Source organism: Ruminococcus hominis (genome assembly GCF_014287355.1).
GTDB lineage: Bacteria > Bacillota > Clostridia > Lachnospirales > Lachnospiraceae > Schaedlerella > Schaedlerella hominis.
This window is the reverse complement of sequence record NZ_JACOPE010000001.1, coordinates 1477894-1494029: the sequence shown is the minus strand read 5'-3', so window position 1 is coordinate 1494029 and position 16136 is coordinate 1477894. Positions and strand designations below refer to the sequence as shown.

The 16136-nt window shown below is 36.7% G+C and carries 17 protein-coding genes and 1 tRNA gene; 2 read left to right on the top strand and 16 right to left on the bottom strand.

Annotation, left to right across the window (positions count from 1 at the left end):
- Window positions 1-14: 14 nt before the first annotated feature.
- The 5 genes from H8S40_RS06600 to cls all read right to left on the bottom strand — a co-directional run bounded on the left by H8S40_RS06600 (window position 15) and on the right by cls (window position 4607).
- Window positions 15-338 (bottom strand): DUF1540 domain-containing protein, encoded by a 324-nt coding sequence (locus H8S40_RS06600; protein ID WP_118723702.1) that lies wholly within the window; start codon window positions 336-338, stop codon window positions 15-17.
- Window positions 339-405: 67 nt separating this feature from the next.
- Window positions 406-921: an SEC-C metal-binding domain-containing protein gene (locus tag H8S40_RS06595; protein ID WP_117988963.1), complete on the bottom strand. Its 516-nt coding sequence runs from the start codon at window positions 919-921 to the stop codon at window positions 406-408.
- Between the two features lie 405 nt (window positions 922-1326).
- Window positions 1327-1494, bottom strand: a complete 168-nt coding sequence (locus H8S40_RS06590; RefSeq protein WP_172696940.1) for a hypothetical protein — start codon at window positions 1492-1494, stop codon at window positions 1327-1329.
- A 146-nt stretch (window positions 1495-1640) separates the two neighbouring features.
- A complete protein-coding gene (locus H8S40_RS06585) occupies window positions 1641-2921 on the bottom strand; it encodes an adenylosuccinate synthase (protein WP_118723703.1) in 1281 nt (426 codons plus the stop codon).
- A 126-nt stretch (window positions 2922-3047) separates the two neighbouring features.
- Window positions 3048-4607 carry a cardiolipin synthase gene (cls, locus tag H8S40_RS06580; protein WP_118723704.1) on the bottom strand — a complete coding sequence of 520 codons (1560 nt, stop codon included), beginning with the start codon at window positions 4605-4607 and terminating at the stop codon, window positions 3048-3050.
- 177 nt (window positions 4608-4784) lie between these two features.
- Here cls and H8S40_RS06575 point away from each other — a divergent pair, with 177 nt between their 5' ends.
- Window positions 4785-4988 carry a hypothetical protein gene (locus tag H8S40_RS06575; RefSeq protein ID WP_186864887.1) on the top strand — a complete coding sequence of 68 codons (204 nt, stop codon included), beginning with the start codon at window positions 4785-4787 and terminating at the stop codon, window positions 4986-4988.
- A gap of 39 nt (window positions 4989-5027) precedes the next feature.
- Here the strand turns inward: H8S40_RS06575 and pdxR are convergent, their stop codons facing one another.
- The 3 genes from pdxR to H8S40_RS06560 all read right to left on the bottom strand — a co-directional run bounded on the left by pdxR (window position 5028) and on the right by H8S40_RS06560 (window position 8528).
- Window positions 5028-6437, bottom strand: a complete 1410-nt coding sequence (pdxR, locus tag H8S40_RS06570) for a MocR-like pyridoxine biosynthesis transcription factor PdxR (protein ID WP_118723705.1) — start codon at window positions 6435-6437, stop codon at window positions 5028-5030.
- Window positions 6438-6442: 5 nt separating this feature from the next.
- Window positions 6443-8113, bottom strand: a complete 1671-nt coding sequence (locus tag H8S40_RS06565) for a glutamine--tRNA ligase/YqeY domain fusion protein (RefSeq protein ID WP_022076413.1) — start codon at window positions 8111-8113, stop codon at window positions 6443-6445.
- 70 nt (window positions 8114-8183) lie between these two features.
- Entirely contained in the window at window positions 8184-8528 is a 345-nt protein-coding gene (locus tag H8S40_RS06560) for a hypothetical protein (protein ID WP_022076414.1), read from the bottom strand.
- A 181-nt stretch (window positions 8529-8709) separates the two neighbouring features.
- On the opposite strand from H8S40_RS06560, the gene dtd reads away from it, so the two are divergent.
- A complete protein-coding gene (dtd, locus tag H8S40_RS06555) occupies window positions 8710-9156 on the top strand; it encodes a D-aminoacyl-tRNA deacylase (RefSeq protein ID WP_022076415.1) in 447 nt (148 codons plus the stop codon).
- 156 nt (window positions 9157-9312) lie between these two features.
- Here dtd and H8S40_RS06550 read toward each other — a convergent pair.
- The 8 genes from H8S40_RS06550 to H8S40_RS06515 all read right to left on the bottom strand — a co-directional run bounded on the left by H8S40_RS06550 (window position 9313) and on the right by H8S40_RS06515 (window position 16114).
- Window positions 9313-9385, bottom strand: a tRNA-Thr gene (locus tag H8S40_RS06550).
- 120 nt (window positions 9386-9505) lie between these two features.
- Complete coding sequence (locus tag H8S40_RS06545; protein ID WP_022076416.1) at window positions 9506-9925, bottom strand: CBS domain-containing protein; 420 nt, start codon at window positions 9923-9925, stop codon at window positions 9506-9508.
- Between the two features lie 25 nt (window positions 9926-9950).
- Window positions 9951-11270, bottom strand: coding sequence for an aspartate kinase (locus H8S40_RS06540; RefSeq protein ID WP_022076417.1), 1320 nt, complete (start codon window positions 11268-11270; stop codon window positions 9951-9953).
- Window positions 11271-11420: 150 nt separating this feature from the next.
- The gene (gene ybaK, locus H8S40_RS06535) at window positions 11421-11903 is read right to left on the bottom strand and encodes a Cys-tRNA(Pro) deacylase (RefSeq protein WP_022076418.1); all 483 of its coding nucleotides are present in this window, start codon (window positions 11901-11903) and stop codon (window positions 11421-11423) included.
- A complete protein-coding gene (locus H8S40_RS06530) occupies window positions 11900-13093 on the bottom strand; it encodes a ribonuclease E/G (RefSeq protein ID WP_186864886.1) in 1194 nt (397 codons plus the stop codon). The genes ybaK and H8S40_RS06530 overlap by 4 nt, the downstream gene beginning before the upstream one ends.
- Before the next feature lie 8 nt (window positions 13094-13101).
- Window positions 13102-13851, bottom strand: coding sequence for a TIGR03936 family radical SAM-associated protein (locus tag H8S40_RS06525; protein WP_186864885.1), 750 nt, complete (start codon window positions 13849-13851; stop codon window positions 13102-13104).
- The gene (locus tag H8S40_RS06520) at window positions 13835-15700 is read right to left on the bottom strand and encodes a TIGR03960 family B12-binding radical SAM protein (protein WP_022076421.1); all 1866 of its coding nucleotides are present in this window, start codon (window positions 15698-15700) and stop codon (window positions 13835-13837) included. Before H8S40_RS06520 ends, H8S40_RS06525 begins: the two co-directional genes overlap by 17 nt.
- Before the next feature lie 108 nt (window positions 15701-15808).
- Complete coding sequence (locus H8S40_RS06515; RefSeq protein ID WP_118723710.1) at window positions 15809-16114, bottom strand: hypothetical protein; 306 nt, start codon at window positions 16112-16114, stop codon at window positions 15809-15811.
- Between the last annotated feature and the right edge of the window lie 22 nt (window positions 16115-16136).

The window sequence follows — 16136 nt, the reverse complement described above, 5'->3', positions numbered from 1 at the left end:
TCATACTTATCATTTTAGCAAACGCACGTAAATGTCGCACATTCTGTTCCATCACAATCACATGCATTACTTCCTTCTACGCTGATTTTCCCTGCATGGCAGGCACAATGTTCGTTATACATACACTCTGTTGCCTTACAGTCAATCTTTGTCAAATCTGAAGCCTGACCTGTCATGCTGGAATTGGAATATGAATCTCCTGTCCGTTCCTGAAAACTGTCGCAACAAGTTTCACTTGTTGTTCTGGCATCATGACCTCCAACTTCAATGCTATCCAGGTCACATAAAAATTTCTGATTGTGTACACATGTCTGTACGGTACATCTTAAATCTGGCATAATAAAAGTTCCTCCTTTTTTTGAACTCCCTCTTATTATGTCTTAATTCACATCATATTATGCACAATTAGATATTACGTCCACAACATTTTTTATATTTTTTTCCACTTCCACATGGACATGGATCATTTCTTCCGATTTTTTTCTCTTTACGGATTGTTCCTGACTGTTTTTGTTCTCTGTAAAGACGTTTCTTTGTTTCTTCATCAAAAATATCATCCCACTGTGGCAATCCATACAGCCAGTCTGCTTTTGCATCAATCATATTCTTATAAAGTAATTCTTTATCGAATACTAAATTAATTTCAGTGTCTTCTGTCATTGTCTCAATTGGATTGGCAACTTTTAAGCTGTCATTGATTCCATCCAAGAATCCAACCATTGTCATAACATCCTGTCCATATTTTGCTGCCACCTCTTTTAAAGTTCCACGAACCTCTTCGTCTGGATTCTTTAAAAGTTCTACATAAATATCTTTCTCAATTGTAAAATATTTACTCCAGAAATTTTCTAATTCTGTTTTGCTTAAGCTCTGATCATATGCAGTAGCTCTCCACTGTTCTAATAAACTTTTATCGCTCATCGTATTTAACTCCTTTATCTAAGTAATAACTCGTCTTTTAATATTCTATGTCAATTCACAATGATTTGCAACTAAAATATTTCTTTTATCGTTTAAACATTCTTCATAATACCCAGAAATTGTTTGTATTTTCTTAATAATTCAGCTATAATGCTTACAGTACTTTTTAGAAAGGATTGATTCTATGCACAAATTAACTCGGATATTTGCTCTGATAGGTGCCATCCTCTTAGCCGGACTTTATATCTGCACCTTAATATTGGCACTGATTGACTCAGCTTATACATCAGATTTATTAAAAGCAGCTATTGCTTCCACAATTATCTTACCAGTTTTATTATATGCTTATATTCTAATTTATCGTTTAGCAAAGCATTCCGATGATTCTCCTGAAAAATAATTTTTTTACACATATAACATTTCTAATTCCATAACAATACAGTTTTGAGGTATTGTTATGGATTTTATTTGCTCTTCCGATCGATTTTGGTAAAGCAATCCCTTTTTCATTAAATATTCTTCTGTTGAAATGACTTTTTGTTTTTGTTTAATTTTCATGCTGTTTTGCTGCATATCAACATCTCCTCCTTTTTACTTCAGCTCTATCATTATATTAGCCGAACAATAAAAATATGCCGGAAATTATTTTTTATAAGAATATTAACGCACATTTCCCCGCAAAAAAAGTGCCAGAAAAACTTCTGACACTTTTTGCATTCTTATTTATTTCTATAAATAATATCATCTCGTCCTGGTCCGTTGCTAACCATAGTGATTGGATATCCAATCTGTTCCTCAATAAATTCAATGTATTTACGGCAGTTTTCCGGAAGATCCTCATATTTTTTGATACCACGAATATCTTCTTTCCAGCCTGGAAGCACTTTGTATACTGGTTTTGCTTTCTCAAGCAAATGTGTTACAGGAAATTCTGTCGTCACTTCTCCGTTAATCTCATATCCAACGCAAACCGGAATCTCTTCAAGATATCCAAGTACATCTAAAACTGTAAATGCAACATCTGTTGCTCCCTGCATTCTGCATCCATATTTAGAAGCAACACAGTCAAACCATCCCATACGTCTTGGACGACCTGTAGTAGCTCCAAATTCACCGCCATCTCCGCCGCGTTTTCTCAATTCATCTGCTTCATCACCAAAAATCTCACTTACAAAAGCACCTGCTCCTACAGCACTCGAATATGCTTTACATACAGTGATAATCTGTTTAATTTCATATGGTGGAATTCCTGCACCGATTGCACCATATGCAGCCAGTGTAGAAGATGATGTAACCATTGGGTAAATTCCATGATCTGGATCTTTCAATGATCCCAGCTGTCCTTCAAGAAGAATATTTTTTCCTTCTTTAATTGCATTATGAAGGAACAACGATACATTACATACATATGGTTCTACCATTTTCTTATATTCCATCAATTCGTTATATAAATCATCTGGATTCAATAATGGTTTATGATATAAGTGCTCCAACAATACATTTTTCTGTTCTGCGATTCGAACAACTTTTTCTTTAAGCAAATCATCATCAAACAATTCACTTACCTGGAAACCAATCTTAGCATACTTATCTGAATAAAAAGGTGCGATTCCTGATTTTGTAGATCCAAATGATTTTCCTGCCAGACGTTCTTCCTCGTAAGCATCAAACAGTTTATGATAAGACATCACAATCTGTGCACGATCTGATACAAGAATCTTTGGAGCCGGAACTCCTTTTTCTATTACAGACTGAATCTCTCCAAATAATTTTGGAATATCTAATGCTACTCCATTACCAATAATACTTGTTGTATGATCATAAAACACACCTGAAGGCAGAGTATGCAGAGCAAACTTTCCATAATCATTCACGATTGTATGTCCTGCATTAGCTCCTCCCTGAAAACGAACGATAATATCTGATTCTTTTCCGAGCATATCGGTAATCTTACCTTTTCCTTCATCGCCCCAGTTCGCTCCAACCACTGCTTTAACCATATCAAATCCTCCTGCGTATTTGAACTTTTTAATTCTTATTAGGTACTCTTATTAATGAGCCACCTAATGAATTATACTATATTTTTCAAACAAAGTAAAATCTTTTTTACGAAATTTTGCTGGTTTTTACATTAATGGTGCAATTAACCGCAATACTCGTCCACAAATAAACATAAACGGACTTATTTTTTTAACATCTGCAACTGATACCCTTTCGCATTGCGTCAATGTCTTTTGGAAATCTGCCTCCACATCATGTACGATTGGATTATTATAAATAAATGTCCCGCACTCAAAATGAAGAAACAAACTACGATAATCCAAGTTAATCGTTCCAACTGTTGCTGTATCATCATCGGACACAAATATTTTTGCATGTACAAAACCTGGCGTAAACTCATATATTTTCACTCCGGCTTCGATAAGTTCTTCATAGTATGTCTTTGCCACCGCAAATGCATACCACTTATCCGGAATATGTGGCATAATAATTTTTACATCGATTTCACTTTTTGCAGCGCGGCATAAAGCATCTAGCATTTCGCGATCCAGTATTAGATATGGCGTCATAATATGCACATATTTCTTGGCATGATTTAAAATATGGCAATAAACTTCTTCACCAACATTTTCATGATCATATGGACTATCTGCATATGGAATAACAAACCCTAATTCTCTTTTCAGTTCTGTTGACATGTCTGTCAAATATGATTCATACTGTTCCGGAAGCAGCTCCGTTGCATTCCACATCTGTAAAAACATCATTGTCAAACTCTGCACCGCATCACCTTGAAGCATGACAGCTGTATCTTTCCAATAGCCAAAACGTTCTTTTTTATTTATATACTCATCTGCAAGGTTAATTCCGCCTGTAAATCCTACCTTTCCATCAATAACACAAATCTTACGATGATCACGGTTATTCTGTACGGTTGACAAAACCGGTCGGATTGGACTAAACATTTTACATTTAATACCATAGCGTTGGATTTCCTCCGGATATTTGTATGGAAGCAGAGAAATGCTGCACATACCATCATACATAAAACGAACTTCTACGCCCTCTGCCACTTTCTGCTTCAAAATCTCAAGTATTGATTCCCACATATATCCTTCCGCGACAATAAAATACTCTAAAAAAATATATTTTTGAGCCATTTTCAACTGTTTTAAAAGCTCCGGAAATTTTTCTTCTCCGCAACTAAAATACATTGCTTTTGTATTGCGATATGTTGGGTAATGCAGCTGATTCGCCATATATCTGGCAAGATTTGCGTTGGCTGGCTTACTAACCTGCAATTCTTCTACAATTTCCTTTTGTTGTTTCAAATACGGCCAGGTTTCCATCTGAACATCACATAACCGTTTGCCAAACATCCTCGTTCCAAGTTCAAGTTTTACATAAACATAAAACAAACATCCAAATACAGGAAAGATTAAAATCAATAGCATCCATGTGCATGTAAATTCCGGACATGTTTTATCATTTATGATATATACGACAATTAAGATCTGAGCAATCAGCTCTAATGAATACACATATACCGCATAATCCCGCAGAATTGTAGACAGTACAAACATTGCTCCCAGTTGTAGTAAAATCAATAATAAAACTAATGCTGTACGGCTGAAGACAATTTCCAGTATTTTATTTTTCGCTTTTTTCACCGCTGGATGATTCATCATTCTCCTCCTGTTAAGTTCATCTGCCTTGTATAATACCGCATATTATAGCACGATTTTTAAGCTTGGGCAAATTCTCTTATGCAGAAAATCCAAGAAAGAATTGTATTTTACCCCAAAAAGTATTAAAATACATTAAGATTCAAGATTATTTCTGATTGAAAGGGGATCAAAACCATGAATAAATTTATAAAATTGCTTTCTAGATGTCTGCTTACCGGAATAGGTATTGGTATTTCCGTTTATGCTTTCAAAAAGTACTTTTCACATGAGCATACAGAAAATGATATTTTTGAAGAAGACGATTTTGATTTAGACAACGATCTTCAGCCAGTGAAAGAACGGGAATATGTTTCTTTAAAAAGAGATGAAAACCTTTAATTATGAAAAAAGACGCATAAAGTAAGAAAAGAACTTACTTTATGCGTCTTTTTCTGTCCATGCTTCTTTTAACAATCGCACTGCCTCAACAATACTTTTCTCCTGCATATTTGCATATCCAAGAAGAATCGTAGCCTGTTTTTGCATCTGTTGTTTAACATAGTATTCTGACAATCCGTACACTTTCACGTCTTTATCCGCTGCTCTTTGAATCAACTCTGTCTCCGACATTTTATTCTTACAATGTAGTAACAAATGCACTCCTGCATTTTCTCCTGAAATATCAAACTGCGTTCTGAGACATTTTAATGATGCAAGCAATCTGTCATGACGCCCTTTGTATAGGGCTCTTGTCTTGTTCAAATGCCGCTCATAATATCCTTCTTCAATAAATTTCTGTAATATAAGCTGATCCACTTTTGAAACAGTTGAATTTAAAAATCCGCTTTTTTCCCAATATTGTTGAAGTAATATGCGAGGTAATACAATATAACTTACACGTATTGCAGGTGCTATAGATTTCGAAAAGGTTCCCACATAAATTACTTTTTCATGATTATCATATCCTTGTAATGCTGGGATAGGTTTCCCCTTGTAACGGAATTCACTGTCATAATCATCCTCTATAATATACCTGTCTGCTTTCTTTTCTGCCCATTGGAGGAGCTCTAGTCTGCGTTTTACCGGCATAACAATTCCAAGTGGATATTGATGCGATGGCATAACAAATGCAATGTCAGCATTCGACTGCTCCAGTTTTGAAACATCCATCCCCTGTTCGTCTATATCTACCGTGCATGTCTCGTATGACAAATTATAAAACAACTGATAGTCTCGTTTATAAGTCGGATTCTCAAATGCAATTTTATGGTGATTTCCCATTACCGTTGTAAGAACCATATATAGATAATCATTTCCTGCGCCTACAATAATCTGATCAGGCGAGCAGTTAACACCTCTCGCCTGATGTAGATAATTGCATATCGCATTTCTCAATCCCAGTTCCCCCTGCGGGTTTCCCAGCCGAAACATTTCAGCTTTATCGTCTGCCAAACATTCCTTTGATAATTTTCTCCATGCATTATAAGGGAATCCTCTTAAATCCACCCCATTGGGAGTAAAATCATACAAATACTGTCTCTTTTGCGACTGTTCTTTCTCCTGATACTCTCTCGAACTATTCTTAATTTGATATAATCCTTTAATATCTGTTACATAATATCCCTTATAAGGTACTGCCTTCACATATCCTTCTGAAAGTAATTGTTCATATGCCAGTTCCACTGTACTTCTACTTACTTCTAAATATTTACACAACGATCTTGTTGAAGGCAGTTTCTCGCTGCTCTTCATACGTCCGTTCTGAATATCTTCTTTGATATATAAATAAATCTGTTCATATAATGGTTTGCCTGATTTTGGCTGTAAGCTAATTGTTAATTCATTCATAAACCTTATTTCTTTGGAAGTTTAAATGAACTCTTCAATGAAACAATGCGGTTAAACACCAGATTCTCTGTTGTTGAATCCTTCGCATCAATACAGAAGTAACCTGTTCGTACGAACTGGAAGCTATCATATGCTTTCGCATCCTGAAAACTTGGTTCTACATAGCATTCTTTTAAAATTGTCAATGAATTTGGATTCAAGTTCAAAGAACCATCTTCTTTGTTATATACACCCTTCTCTTCATCAACAAGATTCTCATACAATCTCACTTCTGCTTTTTGAGCTGTTGGCGCTGCTACCCAGTGAATTGTTCCTTTCACTTTTCTTCCTGTAAAGCCGCTTCCACTCTTTGTTTCCGGATCATAAGTACAATGTACAACTGTAACATTACCATCTTCATCCTTCTCATATCCAACACATTTAACAAAATATGCTGACATCAGGCGGACTTCATTATCTGGAAAGAGTCGGAAATATTTCTTCGGTGGTTCTTCCATAAAGTCATCTCGTTCAATATAAAGTTCACGGCAGAATGGTACTTTTCTTGTTCCAAGCTCCTCATTTTCAAGATTGTTAGGTACGTCCAGATATTCAATCTGTCCTTCTGGATAATTATCGATAACAAGTTTGATAGGATCTAATACTGCCATCATTCGAGATTTTTTCAACTTCAGATCTTCACGGATACAATACTCTAACATTGCATAATCAACCGAACTCTGTGCCTTTGAAATTCCGCACATTTCAATAAACATCTTAATTGATTCCGGTGTAAATCCTCTTCTTCTAAGTGCTGCAATGGACACAAGACGTGGATCATCCCAGCCATCTACAATCTTGTCTTCTACCAGCTTCTTAATATAACGCTTACCAGTCACTACATTTGTCAGATATAATTTTGCAAACTCAATCTGTCTTGGCGGCATAGTAAATTCACATTCTCTTACTACCCAATCATACAATGGTCTGTGATCTTCAAACTCCAATGTACAAATAGAATGTGTGATTCCTTCGATTGCATCCTCAATTGGATGTGCAAAATCGTACATCGGATAAATACACCACTTATCTCCTGTATTGTGATGCGTCATATGTGCAACACGATAAATAACAGGGTCTCTCATGTTAATATTTGGTGATGCCATGTCAATCTTAGCACGAAGTACTTTTGTTCCATCTTCATACTTGCCATCACGCATCTCTTCAAACAACTGAAGATTCTCTTCTACACTTCTGTTGCGGTATGGACTTTCTTTTCCAGCTTCAGTTAAAGTTCCTCTATACTGACGGATCTCTTCCGCTGTCAGATCACACACATATGCTTTTCCTTTTTTTATCAATTTCACTGCGCAATCATACATCTGATCAAAATAATCTGATGCAAAATATAAATGTTGCTTCCAGTCAGCTCCTAGCCATTTGATATCTTCTTTGATCGAATCTACGAATTCCATCTTCTCTTTTGTCGGATTCGTATCATCAAAACGCATGTGAAATTCCCCATCATATTCCTGCGCTAATCCATAGTTCAGCAAAATAGATTTCGCATGTCCAATATGCAAATATCCATTCGGCTCCGGTGGGAATCGTGTACACACATGATCATATACACCTTCCGCCAGATCTTTATCTATTTCCTGTTCTATAAAGTTTTTTGAAACAGTTTCGTTCTCCATAGTTGCCTCCTACTATCGTAAAATCTGCAATTGATTTTACCATAAATCAGATATGACAGCAAGATGATTTTCAGAAAAACCCGTCTATAACCGAGACTAATTGAAGGAATTCTAAACAAAGTTCTGTTTTATTTTCACGTTCACCTATCAATAAATCAAAAGCAGGAATTCCCCATACGCTATGATTGGCTTCTCGCCAATCCCGGATCAAGATGTCTTTTAAACGCAAAAATAACGTTTCCCATTCATTTGCATCCATCGGGGCGTATAAATAGATTTCAATGTTGTTCTTCATGTAATCCAGAAAACAATAAAATTGCGGAATTCCGACACTCGGTATTTCCCTTACAAATTTCATCAAAGAATTTAATGCATCACGAAGAGGAATAAGTTGGTTTCGTTCGAAATGTTCCATATGCTCACCATATCTTTCTGGCTTACAAAAGCCTTTTATTTTTAGGACAATCGCTTAGCATTTTACTTACTTACAAATTATATTTTGCAACAAAATGTTTCATGTTTTTATAGACTTTTTTTACAGCACACGATAAAATAAATTCAACGCTTTATTTTTATCCAAGGAGGATTTATTTAAGATGAGATTTGTAATACAAAGAGTTACCGAATCTTCTGTTTCTGTTGATGGTACGGTCATTGGACAGATTGGAAAGGGCTTTATGGTTTTAATTGGTGTAGCTGAATCAGACACGGAAGAAATTGCTGATAAATTAATCCGCAAATTAATCGGGCTTCGTATTTTTGAAGATGAAAATGGAAAGACAAACCTATCCTTAGCAGATGTCGACGGAGAACTTCTTTTAATTTCACAATTTACCCTTTACGCAAATTGCAAAAAAGGCAATCGTCCGAGTTTTATAGATGCCGGCAATCCAGACAAAGCAAACGCACTCTACGAATATATTATCTCCAAGTGCAAGGAACAAGTTGGCATTGTACAAACTGGAAGCTTTGGTGCAGACATGAAGATTTCTCTCATAAACGATGGCCCGTTTACAATTATTTTAGATTCTGAAAAATTATAATAATTTCTACAAAAAAGATACAGTGCTCAGGCTTTGACACAGCTTGCGCACTGTATTTTTTACTATATATTTAATTGTTTTCCTACGAATTCTATTTCAAAATCCAAAAAGCCCCGGAAGCACCGCATACATCAGTGCTTTCGGGACTAAGTTCAAAGCTGCCTAGGGGACTTGAACCCCCGGCCTCCGCCTTACCAAGGCGACGCGCTACCGACTGCGCCAAGGCAGCATATATCGTTGCCACTTATGTGACAACGATATTAATATACACTATTTTCACAATCTCTGTCAATTCTTTTCTAGCGTTCTGTAAAATTCTTTAGCTTTTTTATCAAAAGTTCTTCCGTTTTTAGTTGGCTTCTTCCATCTGCTTCATATTTTCAAAACAATACTCGATGATGCTCTTTCTTGTTATAATTCCTATGAATTTATTCTGGTCATCTACAACCGGAACAAAATTTTGATTCATTGCTTTCTTTATCAAATCTTCCATATCAGAATCTGCACGTACTACATCATAGTCTGCCCTACGTGGAAAATCCTTAATAAAGATTGTTTCTGATTTCTTTACATTCAAATCAGTATAGTTCTTAATTCCCCAAAGAAGATCCCCTTCTGTCATTGTCCCAACATATTCGCCTTCTTTATTCAGCATTGGAATACTTGCATATTTGTGAAATTCCATCGTTTCCAACACCTGCCGAAGTGTACAGTAGTCATAAATATATGCCACGTCATTCTTCGGCTTCAAAAAGAACAAAATATTCATTTCTCAATATCCCACCTTAATTGTATTAAATTCGTGTTTCAACGAAAATTTCATATAAAGCACGAATTGCATTTTTAAAATCATCATGTCTTACACCGACGATGATGTTAAGCTCGCTTGAACCCTGATCGATCATCTTTACATTGATATGTGCATGTGCCAATGCAGAGAAAATACGACCTGCTGTTCCGCGTGTTGCACGCATACCACGTCCAACAATTGCAATCAATGCCAAATCTGATTCTAACTCAATGTGATCTGGTTTAACCGCCTTATGAATCTCTGAAAGTACTTTCTGTTCTTTCTCTTCAAATTCATCTTTGTGTACAAAAATTGTCATTGTATCGATTCCTGATGGCATATGTTCGATAGAAATATCATTATCTTCAAACACTTGCAGTACCTTACGACAAAATCCAATTTCTGAGTTCATCATTGCTTTTTCAATTGTTACAGAAGCAAAACCATCTGTACCTGCAATTCCTGTAATTGTATATTTAGGCTGTCTGCATGTTCCCTCTACAATCAGCGTACCTTTATCTTCCGGTGCGTTTGTATTACGAATATTGATAGGGATTCCTACTTTTCTTACTGGGAAAATGGCATCTTCATGTAATACACTTGCTCCCATATATGACAACTCTCTAAGTTCTTTGTATGTAATTGTATCAATTGGCTTTGGATTTTTTACAATTCTTGGATCTGCAATCAAGCATCCTGATACATCCGTCCAGTTCTCATACAAATCTGCTGAAACAGCCAGTGCAACAAGTGAACCTGTAATATCAGAACCGCCTCTTGAAAATGTAACAATTCTTCCAGCTTCAGTTGCTCCGTAGAATCCAGGGATTACAGCCCCTTTTGATTCTTTCAGTCTTTCTGCAAGCAATTCATTTGTAGTGTCATCATCAAATGTCCCATCTTCGTTAAATCGGATTACTTCTGCTGCATCAACAAATTCAAATCCGAGATATGCTGCCATAATCTTACCATTTAAAAATTCGCCTCTTGACGCTGCATACTCTCTGCCGATTTTCTTTCCAAAATCTTCACGGATCGTTTCAAACTCTTTATCTAAAGATAATGTCAGATTCAGTCCTTCTATGATTTCCTGATATCGTGCATGAATATCGTCTAATTGATTTACAAATTTTTTCTCTCGGATCGCCGCTCCATAACAGCTGTATAACATGTCTGTTACTTTTATATCATTTGAAAATCTTTTTCCTGGTGCAGACGGAACCACAAATTTTCTTGATTCATCCGCACGAATAATCTTTCCGACTTTCTTAAACTGTTCTGCGCTTGCCAGTGAACTTCCACCAAATTTTACTACTTTTTTCATTTTCAATCCTCCAACGTACTGTTGTATACATACTTACAACACTTTATCATCCTGTTCTGTTCGGAAGCATTGGTTTACTTCTTCATGAATGCAAGGTGCATCCGCAGTTCAACATTATAACTGCTAAATCCAAAGTTGTAAATCCACTTTTTAATGAAAAATAATATCTGCAAACTCTGCATTTGCAGCCTTTTTCAAATTTTCGGGTGCAAGTTTTAACTGCATTCCGATTTTTCCACCACTTACGTAGATTTCTTCCAGGCTCTTTGCTGAGCTGTCTATCACTGTCGGAAACTGCTTTTTCATGCCAATCGCAGTACATCCGCCGCGAACATATCCAGTCACTTTAGTAATGTCTTTTACATGCAGCATTTCAACTGATTTTTCATGTACTGCCTTTGCTGCCTCTTTGAGATTTAATTCTTTTTCTATTGGAATCACAAAAACATAATGCTCTCCGCTCTTACCGGTTGTAACTAATGTCTTATATACCTGTTCATGTGGCAGCCCGATTTGTTCTGCTGTCTGCACGCCACTGACAAATTCATCGCATTCATAAGTTTCATATTCATATGGTATTTTTAATCGGTCTAACAAACGCATTGCGTTGGTTTTTAATTCTTTCTTACTCATCTTTTTCTCCAACATTCATATAATGGTTTTCGTACTTTTTTTCTTGTAATTTCCATAAGCTGTAATCCTGTTACATCTACCACTGTTGTCTGAACAGGATCCTTGCCACACAGGATACGCATTTCTTTAATTAACTGCTGCATCAATTCATCGTCATCCATATTTATAAAGTCAACCAGTATAATTCCGGAAATATTTCGAAGTCGAAGCTGTTTTGCAATCTCTTGTGCTGCCTCCAGATTTAATTTCAAATAAGTTTCCGGCGTCTTTTTCTTCGAAACACATTTTCCTGAATTCACATCAATTACTGTCAGTGCCTCTGTTGGCTGCATCACAAGATATCCGCCATGCTTAAGCCAAACACGTTCATTCATTGCCCTGTCTCTGATTGTATGCAGATTATATAAACTTGAAAGCGACAGCTTATCATTTTCATAAAAATGTAATATTTCTAATAATTCCGGCTGTTCTTTTTCAAAATATGACCGCACTTCTTCATACAAATCTTCGCATTCCACCTGGATTTCTGACAAACCATTCGTATACACATTTTTAAGTCCTGACAAATATGGCTGCATAGCCATCTCTAAGCAAGAATAACAGGTTCTATGTACTGCATGCTCTTTAATTGATTCATATCGTTTCTTCAACTGCTCAATCTCATCCAGAACAATATCAAATGGAACATCTTTTGCATTCGTCCGCACAATAATCCCATATTCTTCATTCGCAAGATCTCCAAGCTTTCGCCTGTACTCTTCACGTTCTGATTTTGCCAGCTTTGCAGATACTCCGATTCTTGTGTTGCCCGATGTCAAAACTGCATATCTGCCTGTAAAATTCAGATTACTGCTCACCGTAGGTGCCTTTGTTTTTACCGCCTCCCGGCTTATCTGAACTACAAGCTCATCTCCGATACACAATGGTTTCTTTCCGATTTTATTTGTAAATAGTGCAGTCTCAGCCTGACTCATATCGTAATAGCAGTTTACGCCTCCAATATCAATAAAAGCTGCTCCGATATTGGCTACAATATTCTGCACCTTACCAATATAAATATTCCCCAGCACAGGAGTTTGTTGCTCTGTCTGCTCCATATCATTACAATGAATTTCAATTATTTCATCATTCTCTTGAAAATATGTCCAAACAATTCCATCTTCTCTTGTCATGAGAATTTTTCGTTCCATCTTCTTCACTACTTTCCTACAATTTCTTTTCCAAGGTTCTCTAAGGAAACCAGATTCCGCGGTTGTCCCTCTTCTGCTGTATTTGCATACATTTCCATTCGATGATATGCACATGTTACATCGGACTCTTTGATTCCTGCAAAATCCAAAAATGCAGACATAACCAAATCAGGTTTTAAATTTTCTACACTTCCTGCCGCAAGTTGAAGTGCAACCACACGGGTATCTGTCGGACTCTCGAAACAATCCGAACAATTATTTTGCATTTTCATCTGATAGATCATCGGTCGAATATCTACGACTTTTTCGCTTCTTTTCGTTTGTTTCAAAACTTCAATCTGATCCTGAGCTATAAAATTTTGAACCAGTTCTTCTAAATTATCCGGAAACAATCCTTTTCTAAGTCCTACCAGATAATCTGCTGCTGCAACGATTGCCATACCGGTGGCTTTCTTTTCTTCTGCAATCTGACGAAAACTAAGTACTTCAATTCCCTCTACACCAACTTCATTCATCTGACGTACAGCCTTTTCACTTTCAATTGGCTCTGTAAGTTCAATGTCAAAATACTCACCCTCACTAGTCAATCCGATTCCAAGCGGGCTTGCAAATGACATGATCATATGTGGACTATAACCTCCCGTAAATGCAATTGGAATTTGTGCGCGACGCATAACCTTCTGAAAATAGCGCATAACATCCAGATGTCCGATAAAACGAAGTGCACCATATTTTTTAAATTTAATTCTTGCCTTCATAACAGACACCTCCTCCAAACTGTGCTGCCCCGCAGCCTGAACACTGCTGACGGCAGTTCGGTGTTACCTCTCCATTCATGGCACGATTCCATTCTCTTTCTAAGAACTTTCTCGTCACACCTATATCAATGAAATCCCAAGGGAATAATTCATCCATCTCACGTTTACGCAAATTATAAAATGCCGGATCGATTCCGGTATTCTCAAAAGCCTGCATCCATAACTCATTGTTAAAGCTTTCTGACCAAGAATCATACAGACATCCTAGACGATACGCTTCCTCTAATACTTTTGCTGTTTTTCTATCACCTCTTGCAAATACACCTTCCAACACAGTTAAATCTGCTTCATGCCAGTTGTATTTCAAACTCTTACGGTTCAACTGTTCCTGAAATTCATGTCGTACTATATGTGCACGTTCAATATATTCCTCTGCTGTACACATTTGTGCCCACTGAAATGGCGTAAACGGCTTTGGTACAAAGAATGAAGAACTTGCTGTAATCTGGCATTTACCATGACGTTCTTCTTTCGGAATCTCATAATAACGTCTTGCTACTCTCTCTGACAAATGTGCAATCTCTTTCATATCTTCTTCCGTCTCTCCTGGAAGACCAAGCATAAAATAAAGCTTTACTTTTGTCCAGCCGCCTTCAAATGCCTGTCCTGCACCATTGATAATATCATCTTCTGTCAGTCCTTTATTGATAACATTTCTCATTCGTTGGGAACCAGCCTCCGGTGCAAATGTCAGACTGCTCTTTCGGATATCCTGAACCTTGCTCATAACATCTAATGAAAATGCATCAATTCGAAGAGACGGAAGTGAGATATTAATTCCTTTTCCCGGAAATTCCTCAATTAAGAAATTAACCAGTTCTTCTAGCTGTGAATAATCACTGGAGCTCAACGAACTCAGTGAAATTTCTTCATGTCCGGTGCTATCTAACATTGTTCTTGCATATTCTTTTAATGTCTCTACATTACGTTCGCGAACCGGTCTGTAAATCATGCCTGCCTGACAGAAACGACACCCTCTGATACATCCACGCTGGATTTCAAGAACCACTCTGTCCTGTGTAGCTTTTATATATGGAACAACAGGCTTCATCGGATATGTCGTATCTGTCACATCCATAACGACCTGTTTTCTCACTTTTGCAGGCGCATGCTCATTTATTCTATGAAATGCTTTTAAAGTCCCATCTTCGTTATATTCCGGCTCATAGAACTGTGGCACATAAATCCCTTCGATCCCGGCTGCCATTTCCAAAAATTCTTTTCTGCTCTTTCCTTCTGACTTGCATTTTTTATATGTATCTAACAGTTCATCATATACTGTTTCTCCCTCACCTATATAAAATAAATCAAAGAAATCTGCAAGTGGTTCCGGATTGTAAGCACACGGACCGCCTCCAATCACAATAGGATCTTCCTCTGTTCGTTCTGTACTATGAAGCGGAATCTGACTCAATTCTAATACCTGCAAAATATTTGTGTAACACATTTCAAACTGAATCGTAATTCCAAGAAAATCAAAATTTTTAACAGGTTCCTGAGATTCCAGTGCGAATAACGGAATCTGTTCTTCTCTCATAATCTTATCAAGATCTGTCCATGGAGAATACACACGTTCACACCAGACATCTTCTCTTCGATTAAACATATCATACAAAATCTGTATACCCAGATGTGACATTCCAATTTCGTATACATCTGGAAAACACATGGCAAAGCGCACATCTATATTCTCTTTATCTTTCATAACCGAGTTCACTTCCCCTCCGATATAACGGGCAGGCTTCTCGATTTTCATTAATATCTCATCATCTAATGCTAGTTTTCTCATGAAGTCCTCCTTTTATTTTTTGTAAAAGTCACTTGTTTAATCATAGCTTTTAGTTGAAAAATTTGCAACCTCTATTTCCAATTTACTATGATTGAGCAAATTGATATTTTACTGTCCAATAAAAGAGCTGTATAAAAACGTTTTTCCAATCTGATTAACAATCTGAGTGCTAGTTACATTGATAATCTTCACATCCTCTTGTTTCATCCATACAAATCCGGCAAAACATATAATTGCAATGACGCATCTCAGCTGAAAAGTACTTTTTTCTGTTCGTTCTTCTTTTGCGTAAAGTGATTGATAGCTATTTCTATATCTCGGATGTATTGCCGGAATATCCCATCCCTGATATTGCTTTACTCCTCTCACCTGGTGTAATAATTGTTTTCTGCGTTCTTCCGTTTCACTGAGCATAAAAACACCTCCAAAAAAGACA